14 protein-coding genes and 1 pseudogene are annotated in these 17608 nt (G+C 70.3%); 10 read left to right on the top strand and 5 right to left on the bottom strand.

The window, feature by feature from the left end; translation table 11 throughout:
• Positions 1-9: 9 nt before the first annotated feature.
• Positions 10-1176 (top strand): type ISP restriction/modification enzyme, encoded by a 1167-nt coding sequence (locus tag OG226_RS37940; RefSeq protein ID WP_328684286.1) that lies wholly within the window; start codon positions 10-12, stop codon positions 1174-1176.
• A 3-nt stretch (positions 1177-1179) separates the two neighbouring features.
• On the opposite strand, the gene OG226_RS37935 is transcribed toward OG226_RS37940, so the two are convergent.
• Positions 1180-2826: an amidohydrolase gene (locus tag OG226_RS37935; protein WP_329351393.1), complete on the bottom strand. Its 1647-nt coding sequence runs from the start codon at positions 2824-2826 to the stop codon at positions 1180-1182.
• 83 nt (positions 2827-2909) lie between these two features.
• Between OG226_RS37935 and OG226_RS37930 the strand changes: the two genes are divergently transcribed.
• On the top strand, positions 2910-4136 hold the full coding sequence (locus OG226_RS37930) for a CaiB/BaiF CoA transferase family protein (protein ID WP_329351391.1): 1227 nt from the start codon (positions 2910-2912) through the stop codon (positions 4134-4136).
• Between the two features lie 42 nt (positions 4137-4178).
• Here the strand turns inward: OG226_RS37930 and OG226_RS37925 are convergent, their stop codons facing one another.
• From OG226_RS37925 to OG226_RS37915, 3 genes are all read right to left on the bottom strand, one after another.
• Positions 4179-4445, bottom strand: coding sequence for a hypothetical protein (locus OG226_RS37925; protein WP_033286328.1), 267 nt, complete (start codon positions 4443-4445; stop codon positions 4179-4181).
• Between the two features lie 126 nt (positions 4446-4571).
• Positions 4572-5411: an anti-sigma factor gene (locus OG226_RS37920; protein WP_328684283.1), complete on the bottom strand. Its 840-nt coding sequence runs from the start codon at positions 5409-5411 to the stop codon at positions 4572-4574.
• The gene (locus tag OG226_RS37915; protein WP_019059221.1) at positions 5408-5950 is read right to left on the bottom strand and encodes a sigma-70 family RNA polymerase sigma factor; all 543 of its coding nucleotides are present in this window, start codon (positions 5948-5950) and stop codon (positions 5408-5410) included. Before OG226_RS37915 ends, OG226_RS37920 begins: the two co-directional genes overlap by 4 nt.
• A 229-nt stretch (positions 5951-6179) precedes the next feature.
• On the opposite strand from OG226_RS37915, the gene OG226_RS37910 reads away from it, so the two are divergent.
• The 4 genes from OG226_RS37910 (at position 6180) to OG226_RS37895 (ending at position 13133) form a co-directional block, all read left to right on the top strand.
• Positions 6180-7721: a DUF4331 domain-containing protein gene (locus OG226_RS37910; RefSeq protein ID WP_328684282.1), complete on the top strand. Its 1542-nt coding sequence runs from the start codon at positions 6180-6182 to the stop codon at positions 7719-7721.
• A 121-nt stretch (positions 7722-7842) separates the two neighbouring features.
• Complete coding sequence (locus OG226_RS37905) at positions 7843-9765, top strand: tetratricopeptide repeat protein (RefSeq protein WP_329351388.1); 1923 nt, start codon at positions 7843-7845, stop codon at positions 9763-9765.
• Entirely contained in the window at positions 9762-11465 is a 1704-nt protein-coding gene (locus OG226_RS37900; RefSeq protein WP_329351386.1) for an urease accessory protein UreH domain-containing protein, read from the top strand. Before OG226_RS37905 ends, OG226_RS37900 begins: the two co-directional genes overlap by 4 nt.
• Before the next feature lie 45 nt (positions 11466-11510).
• Positions 11511-13133 (top strand): serine/threonine-protein kinase, encoded by a 1623-nt coding sequence (locus OG226_RS37895; RefSeq protein WP_329351385.1) that lies wholly within the window; start codon positions 11511-11513, stop codon positions 13131-13133.
• A gap of 4 nt (positions 13134-13137) precedes the next feature.
• On the opposite strand, the gene OG226_RS37890 is transcribed toward OG226_RS37895, so the two are convergent.
• Positions 13138-13944 (bottom strand): SGNH/GDSL hydrolase family protein, encoded by an 807-nt coding sequence (locus OG226_RS37890; RefSeq protein WP_328684278.1) that lies wholly within the window; start codon positions 13942-13944, stop codon positions 13138-13140.
• A gap of 249 nt (positions 13945-14193) precedes the next feature.
• Here OG226_RS37890 and OG226_RS37885 point away from each other — a divergent pair.
• The 4 genes and pseudogenes from OG226_RS37885 to OG226_RS37870 all read left to right on the top strand — a co-directional run.
• Positions 14194-14430 (top strand): annotated as a pseudogene (locus OG226_RS37885) (S8 family serine peptidase); the annotation flags it as partial.
• A 264-nt stretch (positions 14431-14694) separates the two neighbouring features.
• Entirely contained in the window at positions 14695-15120 is a 426-nt protein-coding gene (locus OG226_RS37880) for a hypothetical protein (RefSeq protein ID WP_329351384.1), read from the top strand.
• Positions 15121-15489: 369 nt separating this feature from the next.
• Complete coding sequence (locus OG226_RS37875) at positions 15490-16353, top strand: glycosyltransferase family 2 protein (protein WP_329351383.1); 864 nt, start codon at positions 15490-15492, stop codon at positions 16351-16353.
• Entirely contained in the window at positions 16350-17399 is a 1050-nt protein-coding gene (locus OG226_RS37870) for a glycosyltransferase family 2 protein (RefSeq protein WP_329351382.1), read from the top strand. Before OG226_RS37875 ends, OG226_RS37870 begins: the two co-directional genes overlap by 4 nt.
• The last annotated feature ends 209 nt before the right edge of the window (positions 17400-17608 follow it).

The raw sequence follows: 17608 nt of genomic DNA, 5'->3' as shown, positions 1-17608 counted from the left end.
CGTCGTACGATGCCCAGCGTGACGCACGACGACGCTCCGCTGCTCGCGGACCTCATGCCGTGGTCCGTCGCACCGATCCGGCTCGGCCGGGGGTGGCCGACGGCACCCGACGCGGCAACCCTGAAAGCGCGCTGGGACGCCCTGGTGAAGGTCGAAGTCCCGGACCGGGAAACCCTGTTCGAGCCGACCCGCTCACGCACGCTGCACTCGGCGGTGTCCCAGCTCCCCGGCCAGCCCAGCGGCACGGAGAAACTGATCCGCGCCACGGGCCCCTGCCCGGAACCGGTCCGCGTCCTGCACGCCCCCTTCGACGAGCAGTGGCTGATCCCCGACCACCGCCTGATCGACGCGGCCCGCCCGGAGGTGTGGCGGGTGGCGGACGAACGCCAGATCTTCGTGGTGGAGACCCCGGTCGTCCCCGGCACCTCCGGCCCGTTCCTGCTCGCGTCCTCGGTCCTCCCCCTGCTCCGCCCCGGCCGGGTCCGCCCCCTCTACCGCCGCCCCGCGGCCGAGGAACCGAACCTGGCCCCGGGCCTGTTGGCCCACCTCGCCACCCACCTCGGCCACTCCCCCACCCCGGCGGACGTCCTCGCCTGGACGGTGACGACGGCCCGCCCCGGCCCGGCGGTACCCCTGACCCGGAACCCCGAAATCTGGGCACACGGCGTCGAGTTGGGCCACCGCCTCCTCTGGCTGATGCGCCGCAACGGCGACCGCCCCAAACTCCCCGGCGGCCGCCGCCCCTACGTCCGCGCCCCGCTCCCACCCCTTCCCCTCACCCTCCACTACGACCGCGACGAGGAGACCCTCCACCTCGACGAGGGCCGCATCTCCCCGGTACCCCCCGAGTCCTGGGACTTCGAGGTGAGCGGAGTGCGGGTACTGGAGCAGTGGTTCAACTCCCGCACGGCGGAAGCCGATCCGGGCACCCTGGCGGCGATCCGTCCGGGGACCTGGCAGCAGACGTGGACGTCGGAGCTGTTGGAGCTGATCACCGTCCTGGCACTGCTGGCGGAACTGCGACCACAGCAGGAGGAGTTGGAGGTGACGGACCCGATCACAGCGGCGGAACTGCGCAAGGCGGGCGTCCTCCCGCCACCGGAGTGGACCCGCCACCCCGCATCAGTCCTTGACCACCACGAAGAGGGCCCGGAAGGCCAGTTCGCCTTGATCTGACCGCTACCACTGAGGCGGCAGTTCGGGACCCAGCGACGAGAACCTCTCCTGGGACACCACCTGTTGGGGCGGCCAGGTGATGTTGTCCGGTGGCCAGGTCTGGCCGGTCCGCTCCAGGAACCACGCAGGGGGTTCGTACATGGGCGGTTCGTAGCCGTCGGGCAGGGCCGTCCGCCATGTGACGCCCTCCGTGCGCCGCTTGAACTCGTCCTTGATCGCCTTGAGTTGTTCCGGCTGGGTGAGGAGGTCGATCGCCGTCGCCGTGAGGTAGCGGGCGGCGGCGACGACGGTCGCCCGGCAGGGTGCCGACGCCGCGCAGGAGGTGAGGGCCCAGGTGTGCAGCTTGCTGCCGATGGGGGCGAGGGCGGCGCCCATGGAGACGGTCGGGACGTTCCAGCTGATGTCGGCGACGTCCGTCGAGCCGCCGCCGAGGAACACCGGGTTGGGCGGGGTGAGTTCGGCGATCTCGGTGTGCAGGCCCCGCTGCGGCAGCCCGAGCGACTCCTGGAGGTCCCGCGCCAACTGCTGCGCCTCCTCGGTGAATTCGGGCGGCCCGAGCTGACGCATGTTGTCGTACATCAGCTCCGCGAAGGCCCGGGAAGGGAGTTGGTTCCAGCAGGCGGCGGTGATCCGGTGCCGTACCGACGTCTGCGAGGCCTTCGCCGCCGCCTCGGAGACGGCGATCACCTTGTCGAGGAGGACCTGGACGCGGGCGGGGCTGCCCTCGCGGACGTAGTAACTGATCTCCGCGATCTCGGGGGTCACGTTCGGGATGTCACCGCCGTTGTTGATCACCCAGTGGAGACGTCCGCTCGGCGCCAGGTTCTCCTCGCGGAGGAACTCCGAGAGGGTCGCCATCATCACGGCCGCGTCCAACGCGCTCTTGTTGCCGAGCGCGTGGCCGCCGTGCCCGGCCACGCCCAGGAAGGTGAAGGTCACCGCCGTCATCGCGGTGCTGGTGCCCCAGCCGGTGGCGTTGGAGGTCGAGGGGTGCCAGTCGAGGAAGGCGTCGAGGCCGTCGTAGGCGCCCTGGCTGACCGCGTAGGTCTTGCCGATCAGGTTCTCCTCGGCGGTTGAGCCGAAGAACCTGACGGTGACGGGGAGTTGGTGGCGTTGCGCCGCCTGTGCCACGGCCGCGGCGGCAGCTGCCGCCGCCGTACCGAGGGCGCAGTGGCCGCAGCCGTGGCCGGGGCCGTAGCCGGGCGCGAAGGGGTCGTGGACGTACTCGCGCGGGTCGTGGTGACCGACGCCGCTGTGCTGGGAGAGGCCGGGCAGCGCGTCGTACTCGCCGCTGAAGCCGAGGACGGGGCCGCCGGTGCCGTGGGAGAAGGTCGCGGTGAAAGCCGTGGGGAAGCCGGCCGTGCCGAACTCGACCTGGAATCCGGCCTGTTCGAGGAAGGCTGCCTCGGCGAGCGACGACTTCCACTCGCGCAGGCTGAGTTCGGCGTGCTCCCAGATCTCGGAGTTGAGGCCGGTGATCCGGTCCGTGTGCTCCGCGATCCAGTCCAGCGCGGCCGTCTTGGCGGGGCTCTCCCGGGCCAGGCCCGCGGGCGGGACGTAGGTGGGCGCGGTCACGTGGGCGGAGGCCGCCATCACCGGGTCGGTCGCGGTCGTCGTCTCGTGTTCGTGCTGGTCGTGAGGGTCACACACGTGCGCCTCCGGGAGCGGCGAGGATCGGTGCATCAGCCATACGCATCATGCTCCCCCCATGACAAAGGTGTCAGGCGCGGGACATGATCCCCGGCATGGAGCCCTTGCCCGTGCCCCCGCCCCAGCCCCTCCCCCTGGAGGGCATCACCGTCGTCGCCGTCGAGCAGGCCGTCGCCGCCCCCTTCGCCACCCGCCAACTCGCCGATCTCGGCGCCCGGGTGATCAAGGTCGAGCGGATCGACGGGGGTGACTTCGCGCGCGGTTACGACACGGCGGCCGGCGGTCTGGCCTCGCATTTCGTGTGGTGCAACCGGGGCAAGGAGTCCATCGCACTGGATCTGAAGGATCCGCGCGGGCTGGACGTCGTACGTCAACTCGTCGCCGGTGCGGACGTGTTCGTACAGAACCTCGCGCACGGAGCAGCGGCACGGCTGGGGCTGGACGCGGCGACGCTGTGCGCGGCGCATCCCCGGCTGGTCGCCGTGGACATCTCCGGGTACGGGGCGTCGGGGCCGTACGCCGACAAGCGGGCCTACGACATGCTCGTGCAGTGCGAGGCGGGGCTGGTGTCGGTGACCGGGACGCCGGAGCAGCCCGTGAAGGCGGGGATTCCGGCCGCCGACATCGCGGCGGCCATGTACGCCTTCTCCGGTGTGCTCGCGGCGCTCGTGCGCCGGGGTGTGAGCGGGCGTGGCGGGCCGGTGGAGGTGTCGATGCTGGACGCGCTCGCGGAGTGGATGGGGCATCCGTTGCATCACGCGATGCACGGTGGAACTCCCCCGGCGCGCACGGGACTTGCGCACGCCGTCATCGCGCCGTACGACGCCTATCCCACGGCGGACGGCGGACAGGTGCTGTTGTCGGTGCAGAACGACCGGGAGTGGCGGCGACTGGCCGAACAGGTCATCAAGAGGCCGGAGTTGGGGAGTGATCCCGACTTCGCCACCAATGCCGCGCGGGTCGTGAACCGGGAGCGCACCGACGCCCTCGTCGGTGCGGCGCTGGGTGGGTTCGGCGCCGACGAGGCCGTGGGGCTGCTGGAGCGCGCCGGTGTGGCCTGCGCGCGACTCAGGGACGTGCAACAGCTGGCGGAGCATCCGCAGTTGGCGGCCCGGGGGCGGTGGCGGGAGGTGGGTTCGCCGGTCGGGCCGCTGCGGGCGCTGCTGCCGCCCATCACCTTGCCGGGCGGAGGCGAGGCGCGGATGGGCGACGTGCCCGCGCTCGGGGAGCACACCCTGGCGCTGCTGCGTGCCGTGGGGATGGCGGACGTAGAGATCGCAGCACTGCGCCGGGACGGTGTGGTCGCCTGAGCGCGGGCCCCCGGGAACTCCCCGGGGACGCCGAGGACTTGCTCAGCGCCCGCCGAACAGCGAACGGCGCAGCCTGCGCAGTGGCGCGAACAGCTTGACGCGGCTCACTCGGGTACCTGTGGCGCTGCGTTCCTGCGTGGTGTCACGCGAGGTCAGCTCACGCATCAGCGAGGTCGCCTCTGCCGTCTCGCGCTGCGGGACGACAGGGCCGCCCAGCACCGAGAGATGGCGGTCGAGGCGCGAACTCGTCGCGCTGCTCCCGCACGTGATCGCAGGGACCCTTGCCCTGCTGCGCACTATCTGTTCCATGTCACTCCCCACCCGTACGAGTCCACCCGGCCCGGGCAGGGTAACCCTATCGCCCCAACCGAGCACTCGTGTATCGAGGTCTCAGGATTCACCTTCCCCGTAAGGGTGTTGACGACCCCTCCTTGATTACTCTCCGAATCCAACCGATTTCAGGGCGAGTTGGACAACTGGCTGCGTCGTGGGCTGTGCTGAGCCTCCGTCGGGCTCGACGGTCACTGCGAGTGATGTTGCAGTTTTGTCGAGTCCGGTGGCGACCAAGGGCGTGTCGTCCTTGAAGAGCCCGAGGGAGCGCGGTTGCACATCGGGGCGCATCAGCCACAGTTGATGCACGCGCCCGCTCGGCAGCGCGCCGTACCCGCTCAGGGTGACGACCGCGCGCCCCTCCGAGGCGGAGGCGATCACGCCGATGCTCCGGCCGGCGGTGTCCGCGCCGGTGGTCGCACGGGCATCCGGAGCTGCGAGAACGTGGGCGATGTCACGTGACTGCGACTGCGCGGCGTCCAGCTTGTCCTGTGTCTTGTTCGCCTGCACGGCGAACAGCGAGGCCACGACGAGGGCGGCAGTGGCCGTCGCGGTGGCGAACGGCACGAAGAACGGGCGCCGTTGGGGCACGCGGGCGCGCGAGGCCTGCGGCTCTGTGCCCCACACATGTGCCGGCAGCCGGGGCGTGTACTCCCGCGCCTGTGGTTCACGCACATGTTCCCGCAGCGGTCCGGGTTCCTGCGGGGTCTGCCGTACGGCGGCCAGCACGCGGTCGCGCATGGCGAGCGGCGGCTGGGCGGCCGTGGACCAGGCCAGCCGGACCGCGTCCTCGGTCAGCGCGCGGACCTCCTCGGCGCAGCGGTCGCAGCCCCTGAGGTGTTTCTCGAACTGGCGGCGCTCGGCGGGTTCGAGGGCGTCCAGGGCGTAGGGGGCCGCGAGCGAGTGGAGATCCCCCCGGCCGAACAGTCGGGCGAGAACGCTCATGCGACACCTCCCAGGCAGTCGCGCAGCCGGGTGAGTCCGTCACGCATACGGGTCTTGACCGTGCCCAGCGGCAGCGAGAGCCGCTCGGCCACTTCACGGTACGTATAGCCGTCGTAATAGGCGAGGGTGACGGACTGCCGTTGCAGCGCCGTGAGGCGGTCCAGGCAGCGGCGCACCAACTGCCGTTCCAGGCCCGCCTCGACCTCCTCGGTCACCTGGTCGAAGGCGGGGTGGTGGGAGCGGCGGGCCTCGCGCTGCTCGCGTTCGCCGGCCGCGCGGGCGCTGCGCACCCGGTCGACGGCCCGGCGGTGGGCGAGGGTGAGGACCCAGGACAGGGCGCTGCCCCGGCCGGGGTCGAAGCGGGCGGCGGACCGCCACATCTCCAACAGCACCTCCTGGGACACCTCCTCGGACTGCGCCGGGTCGCGCACCACGCGGCGCACCAGTCCGAACACCGGCCCGGACACCAGTCCGTACAGCTCCTCGAAGGCCCGTTGATCACCTGCCGCCACCTGCACCAGGAGCTCGTCGGCCTCCACCCGTCCCCCACTCTTCGACCGCACGCGGCCCATCCCCTCATCACATCCCGTCACACGAGGCGTTCGTAGCGAACACCTCTACGGATGGGTTACGGATCCGCGCGCCCAAAACGCGGGTCAAGGGACGGATTGGAAGGCGCCAAAAAAACTTTTCAGGTTTGACCAATCCGCCCCGGCACCTGCTCCGAATCTCCGTGCGTCAGGCAAGTTGGCACTGAGGACGGACGGCATGACACCTATCTCCAGGAGCGGTGCGGGACGCAGGAAGCTCGCGGCCCTCGTATGTGGCGCGCTGGCCGCCGGGGGGCTCGCAGCCGCCGGTACGGCCGCGCTGGAACCGGGAGTGGCCGCGGCCTCCTCCCACCGGGAGGCTCCCCTCATCTCGGGGACCCCGCAGTACGACAACACGGACCTGTACGCGTTCGTCAGTCCGGACAAGCCGGACACGACGACGATCGTGGCGAACTGGATACCGTTCGAGGAGCCCGCCGGCGGCCCGAACTTCTACCAGTTCGCGGACGACGCCCAGTACGACGTGCACATCGACAACAACGGTGACGCGCTGGACGACTTCATCTTCCGCTACACCTTCAGCACGCAGATCAAGAACAAGAAGACGTTCCTCTACAACACGGGTCCGGTCACCAGCCTCACCGACCCCGACCTCAACATCACGCAGTCGTACGACGTCGAGCTGATCAAGCTCAAGAAGGGCAAGGCGGTCTACAAGACGAAGATCGCCGACGACATCCCGGCGGCGCCCTCGGACGTCGGCGACGCGTCGATGCCGGACTACGCCAAGCTGCGTTCGCAGGCGATCTACAAGACGACGAACGGCGGCGCGACCTTCGCGGGCCAGGCCGACGACCCGTTCTTCGCGGACCTGCGCGTCTTCGACCTGCTCTACGGCGGCAACCTGAGCGAGGTCGGCAACGACACCCTCAAGGGCTACAACGTCAACACGATCGCCCTCCAGGTGCCGAACGACCTGATCCGGCAGTCCAAGTCCCGCCCGACCGTGGGTATTTACTCCACAACCCAGCGCAAGAACGCCAAGGGCTACTACACGCAGGTCTCGCGGCTGGGCAACCCGTTGGTCAACGAGGTCGTCAACCCGCAGAAGGACAAGGACAAGTTCAACGCGTCCGAGCCCAAGGACGACGCGCAGTTCCTGAAGAACGTGACCGAGCCCGAGATCCCGAAGCTCATCGAGTCGATCTACAAGATCAAGGCGCCGAGCGAGCCCCGCAACGACCTCGTCAGCGTGTTCCTCACGGGCGTCAAGGGCCTCAACACCGAGCAGCCGTACGCGAAGCCGTCGGAGATGCTGCGCCTGAACACCTCGATCCCGCCGGCCGCGCACCCCAAGCGCCTCGGTGTCCTGGACGGCGACAACGCGGGCTTCCCGAACGGGCGTCGGCTCACCGACGACGTGATCGACTCCGCGCTCCAGGTCATGGAGGGTGAACTGGTCGGTTCCAAGAACGACTTGGGCGACGCGGTCGACAAGAACGACAAGGGTTTCGAGAAGTACTTCCCGTACGTCGCCGAGCCGACCTCGGGTTCGCGCGGCCCGCTCGCCAAGGGCACGACCAGCGGCAGCGACGTCAAGAACCAGCTGGGCGACGCGTTGCAGCCGGCGGGTTCGTCCTCCGACAGCAACAACATGATGCTGATGGTCGCGTCGGCGGCCTCGGGTGTCGCCGGTGTCCTCCTGATCGGCGCGGCCGTCGCATGGTGGCGCCGTCGCCCGACCCACCGCCCGTACTAAACCCCCCGACTGGCGCGGCCCGCACTTCACCTTCCCCCACGGTGCGGGCCGCGCCACCCCCACGCACCAACACCCCCCGGCACCACAGCACTTGAACCACCCCAGGCGATGGAGGAACGGCATGACCCCGCGCGAAACCAACAACAAGCCGCCGGAGGACAACCAGCCGACGGCAACCCAGCGGGAGTGGGAACGGCTGTGGGAGCAGGGGGACGAGGGCGGGGGGCAGGGCGGCAAAGAGGTGAGCGCCGGGTCGGAGAGCGGGCGTGGCACGGAGGCGGACGCTGGGCCGGGCAGCGAACGGGACACGGATTCCGGCGCCGCGCCGGCCGTAGTGGAATCAGCGCCGGCCGACAACTCGGTTCACGACGAGGAGCCGCAGGCCCCGGGCGCGGATGCCTCCGAGGCCTCCGAGGCCTCCGAGGCCTCCGAGGCCTCCGAGGCCTCCGAGAATGAACTCGACACCCACGCCGAGACGGCCCCAACTCCCGTGCAGGACAAGGGCGATGAACCGGCCCCCTCCCACACCCACGGCAACGCCGACGGGCCGGGCACCACCCACACCCACGACCACACTGACGGGCCGGGCGCCACCCACACCCACGACGGTTCAACCGCCCCCCACAGCCACGCGGCCCCCGACGAAGCCCACACTCACCCCCACCCCCACCCCGCTGACTCCGACCGCATCGCCGCCGTCCGCCGGGTGGCCGCCGCGAGCCGCCGCTGGCGTACCGTCCAACTCGCCGGATGCGCGGCCCTGTTGGCCGTGACCATGACCGCCGGGGCCATCGCCATCGGCGCGGCGAAGGACAGCGGTGCCACCGGGGTCGCCGCGTCCAGTGCCGTGTCGCCGGAGTTGCTCGCCAGTGGGAGTCTCGACGCGAGTATCGCCTCGCTGCAGGCTCATCTGCGGACGCAACCCAAGGACTTCGACGGGTGGGCGACGCTCGGGCTCGCGTATGTGGAGCAGGCGCGGACGAAGGGGGACCCGTCCCGGTATCCGCAGGCGCAGGCCGCGTTGCAGCGGTCGTTGAAGATCTCGCCCGGCAACGAGAACGCCCTGGAGGGCCGCGCCGCGCTCGCCGCCGCCCGGCACGAGTTCGCGGAGGCGCTGACCTACGCGGACCAGGTGCTGAAGGAGAACCCGTACAGCGAGCGCGCCCTGTGCTCGCGGATCGACGCGCTCGTCGAACTCGGCCGCTACGCCGACGCGTCGAAGGCCGCCGACCTCGCCGACGCCCGCAAGCCCGGCGTCCCGGTCTTCACCCGGTACGCGTACGTGCACGAACTGCGCGGTGACGTCACCACGGCCCGCAAGGTCCTGGAACAGGCCCTCGCCGCCGCCACCTCCCCCGGCGACATCTCGTACGTGGCCGGCACGCTCGGCCAACTCGCCTGGAACCAGGGCGACTACAAGACCGCGCTGAACGACTACGGCCGCGCCCTCGCCGCCGACGAGAACTACCTCCCCGCCCTGGAGGGCCGCGCCCGTTCCCAGGCCGCCCTGGGCGACCGCGCCGAGGCCATCAAGGGCATGGAACTGGTCGTCTCCCGCTACCCGCTGCCCCAACCCCTCGTCGAACTGGGCGAGTTGTACGAGAGCCGGGGCGCCGCGGGCGACAAGGCCAAGGCCGGCGACCAGTACGCCCTTGTCGACGCCTGGATCGCGCTGGCCCGCGCCAACGGCGTCAACGCCGACCTGGACACCGCGCTCGCCGCCGCCGACCACGGCAACATCAAGTCCGCCCTGAAGGCCGCCCGCGCCGAATGGGCCCGCCGCCACACCGTGCACACCGCGGACGCCCTCGCCTGGGCCCTGCACGTCAACGGCCTCGACAAGGAGGCCCTCCCCTACGCCCGCCGGGCCACGGCCACCGGCTACCACAACGCCTCGTTCATCTACCACCTCGGCATCATCGAACTCGCCACCGGCCACAAGGCGGACGGCCGCGCCCACCTGACCAAGGCCCTGAAGCTGAACCCGGGCTTCTCACCGCTCGGCGCGAGCAAGGCCCGTAAGGCGTTGGAGGCAACCAAGTGACGCCGGTCCGCCGCCTGTTCGCCTCCGCCGCGGCCGTCCTCACCGCCGCCGGCGCGCTCCTGCTGGTCCCCACGGCCACCGCGAGCGCGCACCCCCTCGGCAACTTCACCGTCAACCGCTACGACGGCCTCGTCGTCGCCCCCGGCCAGCTGCGCGTCACGCACATCGAGGACCTCGCCGAGATCCCGGCGACCCAGGTCAAGCCGGAGATCAAGCGGTTGGGGATGACCGAGTGGGCCCGGCAGCGCTGTGACAAGGCCGCCGAGGGCAGCAAGGTCACCGTCGACGGCCGTACGGTAGCTCTCACACCCGGTGCCGGTACCGCGCGGCTGCGGCCGGGGCAGGCCGGGCTCAACACCCTGCGGGTGGAGTGCGGTTCGACCGCCGCGCTGCCCAAGGGGAGCACGGTCACCCTCGGCTTCCACAGCGCGGGGCTGACCACCGGCCCGGGCTGGCGGGAGATCACCGCGCGCGCCGACCGGATGACGCTCACCAAGTCGGACGTGGCGGCGAAGTCGAACTCGCACGAACTCACCAGCTATCCCAAGGACTTGCTCTCCTCCCCCGACGACACCACGACCGCGTCCCTGCACGCGCGCCCCGGCGGCCCGGCACTCACCGACGCCGACCGGTCGACGTCGGAACCGCCCGCCGCCTCCGTGCTGCCGCGCGGCGCCGACCGCTGGACGGAGGCCCTGAACAACCTGGTGGCCCGCCACCACCTCACGGTCGGTTTCGCCGCCCTCGCCCTGCTCATCGCGATCGCCCTGGGCGCGATGCACGCGCTCGCGCCCGGTCACGGCAAGACCCTGATGGCGGCCACCGCGGCGGCGCGGGGCGGTCGCGCCCGCCTCAAGGACGTCCTCCCGCTGGCCGCGTCGGTCACCGTCACCCACACCCTCGGCGTGGTCGCCCTGGGCCTCCTGGTCACGGCCGGCTCCGCCGCGACGCCCTCGGTGATCGCCTGGCTCGGCATCGCGAGCGGCGTCCTGGTCCTCTTCGCCGGCGCCAACCTCGTACGCCGCGCCTGGCGCAACCGCCCACGCCCGCAGGCCACTTCACACCCCCACCCGCATCCCCACCCCCACGATCACCGGCACGGGACCGCCAAGGCCCCCGAGCGCTCCCTGGTCCTGGTCTCCGCGCACGCCGAGGCCGGGTCCGCCCGCACCGAGGCCCACCCGCACAGCCACGACGACGACCACGCCCACAGTCACGATCACGAGCACGGCGAAACTCACGACCACGACCACGGCCATGACCACCCCCGTCCCCACGACCATGGCCACACGCACGACCACGACCACGCCGTAGAACACACGCACGGCGGCTTCACCCACACCCACGAGACCGCCCCCACCGTGCGCGGCACGATCCTGCTCGGCTTCGCCGGTGGGCTCGTGCCGAGTCCGTCCGCCGTGGTCGTCCTCGTGGGGGCCGCGGCGCTCGGTCAGGCGTGGTTCGGGCTGCTGCTCGTCGTCGCGTACGGCATCGGTCTCGCCCTCACCCTCACCGCCGCCGGATTCGCCGTCGTCAAGCTGGGTACAGGGATGAACCGAGTGATGGACCGGCGCCCCCGCTGGACCACCAGCCCCATGGCGGTCCTGGTCCGCCGGACCCTGCCGCTGGGATCGGCGTTCGTCGTCGTGGCCCTCGGGGTCGGACTGGTGGTCAAGGGGGCGGCATCAGCGCTCGGCTGAGTTACGTTTGGCGAGAATTCGCCCGGCTGCGAATGGGGGGAGCCCATGTCCGAAGATCCGGGCACTGAACGTGTGATCGCGGGCCGCTACCGGCTCCTGTCCCCCCTCGGTGAGGGCGGGATGGGCACGGTGTGGCGGGCCCGCGACGAGGTGCTGCAACGCGAGGTCGCCGTCAAGGAGGTGCGCGCGCCGGGCGGACTGGCATCCGACGACGTGGAGCGGATGTACGCCCGGCTGGAGCGCGAGGCGTGGGCGGCGGCGCGGGTCGCCAACCGCAACGTGGTGACGGTGTACGACGTGGCGACGGAGGACGGCCGCCCGTGGATCGTCATGGAGCTGGTGCGGGGCATGTCCCTGGCCGATCTCCTGGACGCCGAGGGGCCGTTGACGCCGCAGCGGACCGCGCACATCGGTGCCGAGGTGCTGGCCGCGCTGCGGGCCGCGCACGACGCCGGGGTGCTGCACCGGGACGTGAAGCCGGCCAACGTGCTGATGTCGAACGACGGTCGGGTCGTGCTGACCGACTTCGGTATCGCGATGGTCGAGGGCAGTTCGGCGCTCACCATGACCGGCGAGGTCATCGGTTCGCCCGAATTCCTCGCTCCGGAGCGGGCGTTGGCCCGTACGCCGGGACCCGAGTCCGATCTGTGGGCGCTCGGCGTGCTGCTGTACGCGGCGGTCGAGGGGCACTCGCCGTTCCGCCAGAACACCCCGCTGAGCACCCTGCGGGCCATCGTCGACGAGGAGTTGCCGACCCCGCTGCTGGCGGGGCCGCTCGCCCCGGTCATCGAGGGACTGCTGCGCAAGGACCCGGCCGAGCGGATGTCCGCGGAGCAGGCGGAGCAGGATCTGCGGCTGGTCGCGGCGGGCGGTACGCCGCGCGCGTCCACGGCGCCGACGACGCCGTACTCGCCGATGATGGCGGGGTATCCGCAGGACGGGTACTCCCGGCAGGACTCTCGGACGCCGCCGCAGCCGGTGCAGGGCTTCGGGCCGCCGCCCGACTCCTACTCGACGCCGACGGCCGCGGACGAACCGCACCGCAACCGGCGGGCGGCCGTCGTGCTGGTCGCGGGGCTGATCGCGCTGGCCCTGGCGATCGGCGGACTGACGTACACGCTGATCAACCGGAACGACGACGGGAACACGAACGCGGGCGACGACACGAGCACTCCCAAGAGCCAGCCCTCGGACCGGACTTCGCCGAGTACGAGCAGCAAGAGCACGGCTCCGAGCGACACTCCGAGCCCGAGCGGCAGCAAGTCCTCGTCGGCGCCGCAGTCGGTGAAGGCGACGGTGGAGGGTGCCAACACCGAGTACTCCGGCAGCTGTCCGCCGCCGAACGCGAAGGCGCCGACCTTCACGGCCAGCATCACGGTGGGGAAGCTGCCCGCGGAGGTGTCCTACCGGTGGGTGACGAAGACCGGCTCGGTCTCCAACCCGGGCTGGAAGACGCTGTCGTTCCCGTCGGGCGGCGGGAAGACCAAGCAGGACCGGGTGTTCCTCACGACGTACTCGAACAGCGGGACGTTCAAGAACGAGATCAGCGTCGAGATCCGCAGCCCGGTCGACGGGGAGTCCAACTCCGTGCCGTTCTCGGTGACGTGCGTGGCGGAGACCCCGTCGGACGGGGCCTCCGCGTCGAACTCGGCGACGCCCTCGGAGTGAGGGGTCAGACCGCGCTGGTCAGTACCGGCAGATAGCCGCCGGACTGGCCGGCCGCGGTCGGGTGGTACGACTCGGTGATGCTCAGCAGGTTGAGACTGTGCAGCCAGGAGCTGCCGGAGCAGATCTCGTGGCCGGTGAACGTGGTGCGTACGTCGCCGAAGGTGAAGCCGTGGTCGGCGGCGCGCTTGGCGAGGGCGGCGTCGAGGTAGTCGGCCGCGCCGTTGATGGCGGAGCGCTTGGTCGCGGAGAGGCCGAGGCAGGTGGTGCCGAGTTTGTAGAAGCGCGGGTAGCCGAACACGACCACGTGCGCGGAGGGGGCTTTGGCGCTGATCGTCGAGTAGACCTTGTCGAGGAGGCCGGGGAGCGTCGAGTCGACGTACGCCTTCGCGGTGGCGATCCGGGAGAGGCAGGAGCTGTCGGACTGCAGGACGCAGGTCGTCATGACGTCGCTGAAGCCGGCGTCGTTGCCGCCGACGCTGATCGAGACGAGGCCGGTCGAGGTGCTGAGGGTGCCGAGCTGGTTGGCGAGAACATCACCCGTACGAGCGCCCGAGCAGGCCTTGAAGTCGAACGTCGAGGGTGAATGCGCGGCCGCCCAGAGGTAGGGATAGGCCTTGGTGCTGCGGTCGCAGGACCCGCTGGAACTGATCGTGCTGCCCGCGCCGACCCCGGAGGAGTAGGAGTCGCCGAGGGCCACATAGCCGCCGGTGGCGGCGACTTGGGACGCCTGCGCCGTCATCGCCCCGGTGAGGGCGAGTGCGGCGGCGAGGAGGAGCGAGGTCACGTATGCCGTAAATCGGGAACGTCTCATGGAACCTCCCTTAGCAGGATCTCTGCCACAACCGTCGTAGCAGTGACACGCGTTGACGGGAAGTGTGCATGCCAATAGCGCGCCCCCCAGAGGGGCTGACTGAGCGCATGACCACGCGCCCGTGGCAGCTCCGCGACAGGCCGCCAACTCCCTTGAACCAGACCGATTCATGACCCGCGCTTCGCTCAGCCTTGGCGCGGAACGCAACGCTCACTCGTGCGCGTCCACCTGACCGACACCATCCAGTCCCTGTCGGAGACGTACACGTACCCGGACAGCGCGGGCAGTGGTGTGACCGTGTACGTCATCGACACCGGCGTCCGGATCACCCACACCCGGATCAACGGCCGCATCTTTGACGGCAACGGCCACGGCACGCACGTGGCCACGACGATCGCGGGCGCGACGTACGGCGTCGCCGATAAGGCGAACATCGTGGCGGGCAACAGCGGTGCCAACGCCTCCTCGTCCACTCCCGCGCAGGTAGCCACGACCCTGGTGAACGGGGCCACTTCGGGTGTGGTGACCGGCCCGGGCACGGGCTCACCGAACAAGCCGCTGAAGCTCGTCCCGTAACACCCTGCCGCTCCACCCGAACAACGGTTCCCCGGAGGCAGCACACGCCTCCGGGGAACATCCGTTCGGGGGTGCGCAAGAACCGGTACAAGCGGCTTCCCCACCTTGACGTGCCCCGTCGGGCTGCGCGACATTGAAGCCCGGCATCCGGCGCGCTGGGGGGCAAAGTCGCCAATGCAGACCTTCCGCATCAAGAGGCCATCTATCACCGACACCGAGCGGGCACGGCCAGGACCGGGGAGGGACCTGGCGCCACTGCTCGCGGGCGCGGCAGTCGCCGTGGGAGGGGTCGGGGCGCTGCTCGCGCTCGTCGACTCGGGATCACCGTTGCGCGGTCCGTTCGCGCTGTTCTTCCTGTTCGCGGCGCCTGCCTCGGCAATTGCCGCGGTATTGCGCGGACTTGATCCCTTCGGCCGTGTTCTCACCTCGGTGGCGGGCGCGGTGGTCGTCGACATGCTGGTGGCCCAGGGAATGCTGGCCGTGCACCGGTGGTCGGTCGACGGTGGAATCATCACGGTGGCGGTGATCAGTGGCCTGATATCGCTATCGGTATTCATACGGCATATGCCGGGCCGTACAACGGCTGACAAAGTTGTGTAACGGTCAAACCAACAAAAACGTGAGACCTCATTCCAGGTCTTGCCATACAGGTTCAATCATCAATACCGTCGTACATCTCACCCGCACTGGTTCATCATTGAGCGGCTCTAGGGGAGGGCTCAAGGACCGCGATGGATCCGGGGCGGGGCGCGGTAGGGGGGTGCCGTGCTCGGTGACCGCATTTGTGACCGAGTCGTCCGCGCGGCCGGCTTTCATGTTTTCCGGGGGTCGACCAGTTTTGCCAGCTCACCATGCGCGCACGGAGATCGATATTCTCCGTGGCGCCCGTGAGAACCCCCCTTTCGAACCGGAGCACAAAGCCGGGCCGCCCAGGGGCGGGCGGTCCGCCGGACGAGAGGGACCAGACTCGTGAGTTCCGTTCTGCGCCCAGCAGCATCGGGCCAAGATCCGTTAATGTCGGCCAAATACCGGCCGATCTCCTCTCACCTGGCGATCACACCGCCGGTGAGTGTGGTGATTCCCGCCATGAATGAGGCGGAGAATCTTCCCTACGTCTTCAAGACACTTCCCGCGTGGATACACGAAGTGGTTCTTGTGGACGGCAATTCCACCGACAACACCGTCGAGGTGGCCCGCGAGCTGTGGCCCGGGGTCAAGGTCGTCGAACAGCAGGGCAAGGGCAAGGGGGATGCCCTGATCACCGGGTTCGAGGCCTGCAGCGGCGACATCATCGTGATGGTCGACGCGGACGGCTCGGCCGACGGGCACGAGATCGTCAGCTATGTCTCCGCCCTCGTCTCGGGCGCGGACTTCGCCAAGGGCTCACGCTTCGCCAACGGCGGCGGCACGGACGACATGACGTTCATCCGCAAGCTCGGCAACTGGGCGCTGTGCACGATCGTCAACCGCAAGTTCGGCGCCCGCTACACCGATCTCTGTTACGGATACAACGCGTTCTGGCGGCACTGCCTCGACAAGATCGACCTCGACTGCACCGGCTTCGAGATCGAGACACTGATCAACATCCGGGTGGTCAAGGCCGGTCTCAAGGTGCAGGAGATCCCCAGTCACGAGTACCTCCGTATCCACGGCACGAGCAATCTGCGTGCCGTGCGGGACGGGATCCGGGTGCTCAAGGTGATCCTCAAGGAGCGCTCCAACCGGCGTGCGCTGCGCCGCCGTTCGCACTCCACGATGATCGACACGCTCGACCCGCAACGCGATCCTCAGCTCGACCCGCAGCTCAACTCGGTTCGGGGAGAGGTGTCTTGAGCAGTCACGACATCTCCGTCGTGATCTGCGTCTACACCGAGGACCGCTGGGAGGACATCCTCGCGGCGGTCTCCTCGGTGCGGGCGCAGTCACGGCCCGCGCTGGAGACGTTGCTGGTCGTCGACCACAACCCCGCTCTCCTGGACCGGCTCACCAGGGAGTACAAGGACGTCGAGGAGACCGGTGAGGTCCGCGTGCTGGCGAACGCGGGCCCGCGCGGTCTGTCCGCGGGCCGCAACACCGGCATCGCCGCCTCGCGCGGCGAGGTCATCGCCTTCCTCGACGACGACGCCGTGGCCGAGCGGGAGTGGCTGCGGTACTTCGCCGAGGCGTACACCGATCCGAAGGTGATGGCCGTCGGCGGCCGGACGATGCCGATCTGGGCGTCGGGGCGCCGACCGGCCTGGTTCCCCGAGGAGTTCGACTGGGTGGTGGGCTGCACGTACAAGGGCCTGCCGCCGGGCCGGGTCCGAGTCCGCAACGTCCTCGGCGGCAACGCCTCGTTCCGGCGTACGGCGTTCGACGCGGCCGGGGGCTTCGCGACCGGCATCGGGCGCGACGGCGACAAGCGTCCGCTGGGCGGCGAGGAGACGGAACTCTGCATCCGGCTCACCCGGGCCAGGCCGGACGCGGTGCTGCTGATCGACGACCGGGCGGTGATCCACCACCGGGTGCCCACGGTGCGCGAGCACTTCGGGTACTTCCGCACGCGCACGTACGCCGAGGGTCTCTCCAAGGCCCTGGTGGCCCGAAGTGTCGGCGCCGACAAGGGACTTGAGTCGGAGCGCCGATACACCACCCGAGTCCTGCCGGCCGGGGTCGCACGCGGCCTGCGCGACGCCGCCCTCGCCCGACCGGGCGGCGCGGGCCGAGCGGGCGCAATCATCGCCGGGGTGTTCACGGCAGCAGGCGGGTACGTCGTCGGAACCGTCCGGGCCCGACGCGGCGGGGTCACCTTCTCGGTGGTGGAGATCGAGGGGGACACGGACGAGCGCGAGGGCGGGCGCGGACGTGGAGGCGGCAATGAGCGCGGGGGTCGGACATGAGCGTGGGGAGGCACGCGGACGCGGGGCGACACACGGGCGCGGGGCGACACGTGGGCATGGGGACGCGCCCGAACACGGGAGCGGACAGGGGTGCGGGGAGGCACCCGGACGCGGGGAGCCAGCCCGGCGTGGGGACGCACCCGAACGCGGGAGAGGACACGGGCCCGGGGACGCACGCGGACGCAGCGAGGCACCCGGAGGCGGAGAGA

The organism is Streptomyces sp. NBC_01261, from assembly GCF_036226385.1.
GTDB lineage: Bacteria > Actinomycetota > Actinomycetes > Streptomycetales > Streptomycetaceae > Streptomyces.
Note: the sequence above shows the minus strand (reverse complement) of the source record. Positions and strands in the feature narration are given on the sequence as shown.

Bases quoted from the DNA above. Each gene is read 5' to 3' on its own strand.
- OG226_RS37890 (WP_328684278.1), bottom strand. From the start codon at position 13,944: ATGAGACGTTCCCGATTTACGGCATACGTGACCTCGCTCCTCCTCGCC.
- OG226_RS37910 (WP_328684282.1), top strand. From the start codon at position 6,180: ATGACACCTATCTCCAGGAGCGGTGCGGGACGCAGGAAGCTCGCGGCC.
- OG226_RS37880 (WP_329351384.1), top strand. From the start codon at position 14,695: ATGCAGACCTTCCGCATCAAGAGGCCATCTATCACCGACACCGAGCGG.
- OG226_RS37925 (WP_033286328.1), bottom strand. From the start codon at position 4,445: ATGGAACAGATAGTGCGCAGCAGGGCAAGGGTCCCTGCGATCACGTGC.
- OG226_RS37905 (WP_329351388.1), top strand. From the start codon at position 7,843: ATGACCCCGCGCGAAACCAACAACAAGCCGCCGGAGGACAACCAGCCG.
- OG226_RS37930 (WP_329351391.1), top strand. From the start codon at position 2,910: ATGATCCCCGGCATGGAGCCCTTGCCCGTGCCCCCGCCCCAGCCCCTC.
- OG226_RS37940 (WP_328684286.1), top strand. From the start codon at position 10: ATGCCCAGCGTGACGCACGACGACGCTCCGCTGCTCGCGGACCTCATG.
- OG226_RS37895 (WP_329351385.1), top strand. From the start codon at position 11,511: ATGTCCGAAGATCCGGGCACTGAACGTGTGATCGCGGGCCGCTACCGG.
- OG226_RS37920 (WP_328684283.1), bottom strand. From the start codon at position 5,411: ATGAGCGTTCTCGCCCGACTGTTCGGCCGGGGGGATCTCCACTCGCTC.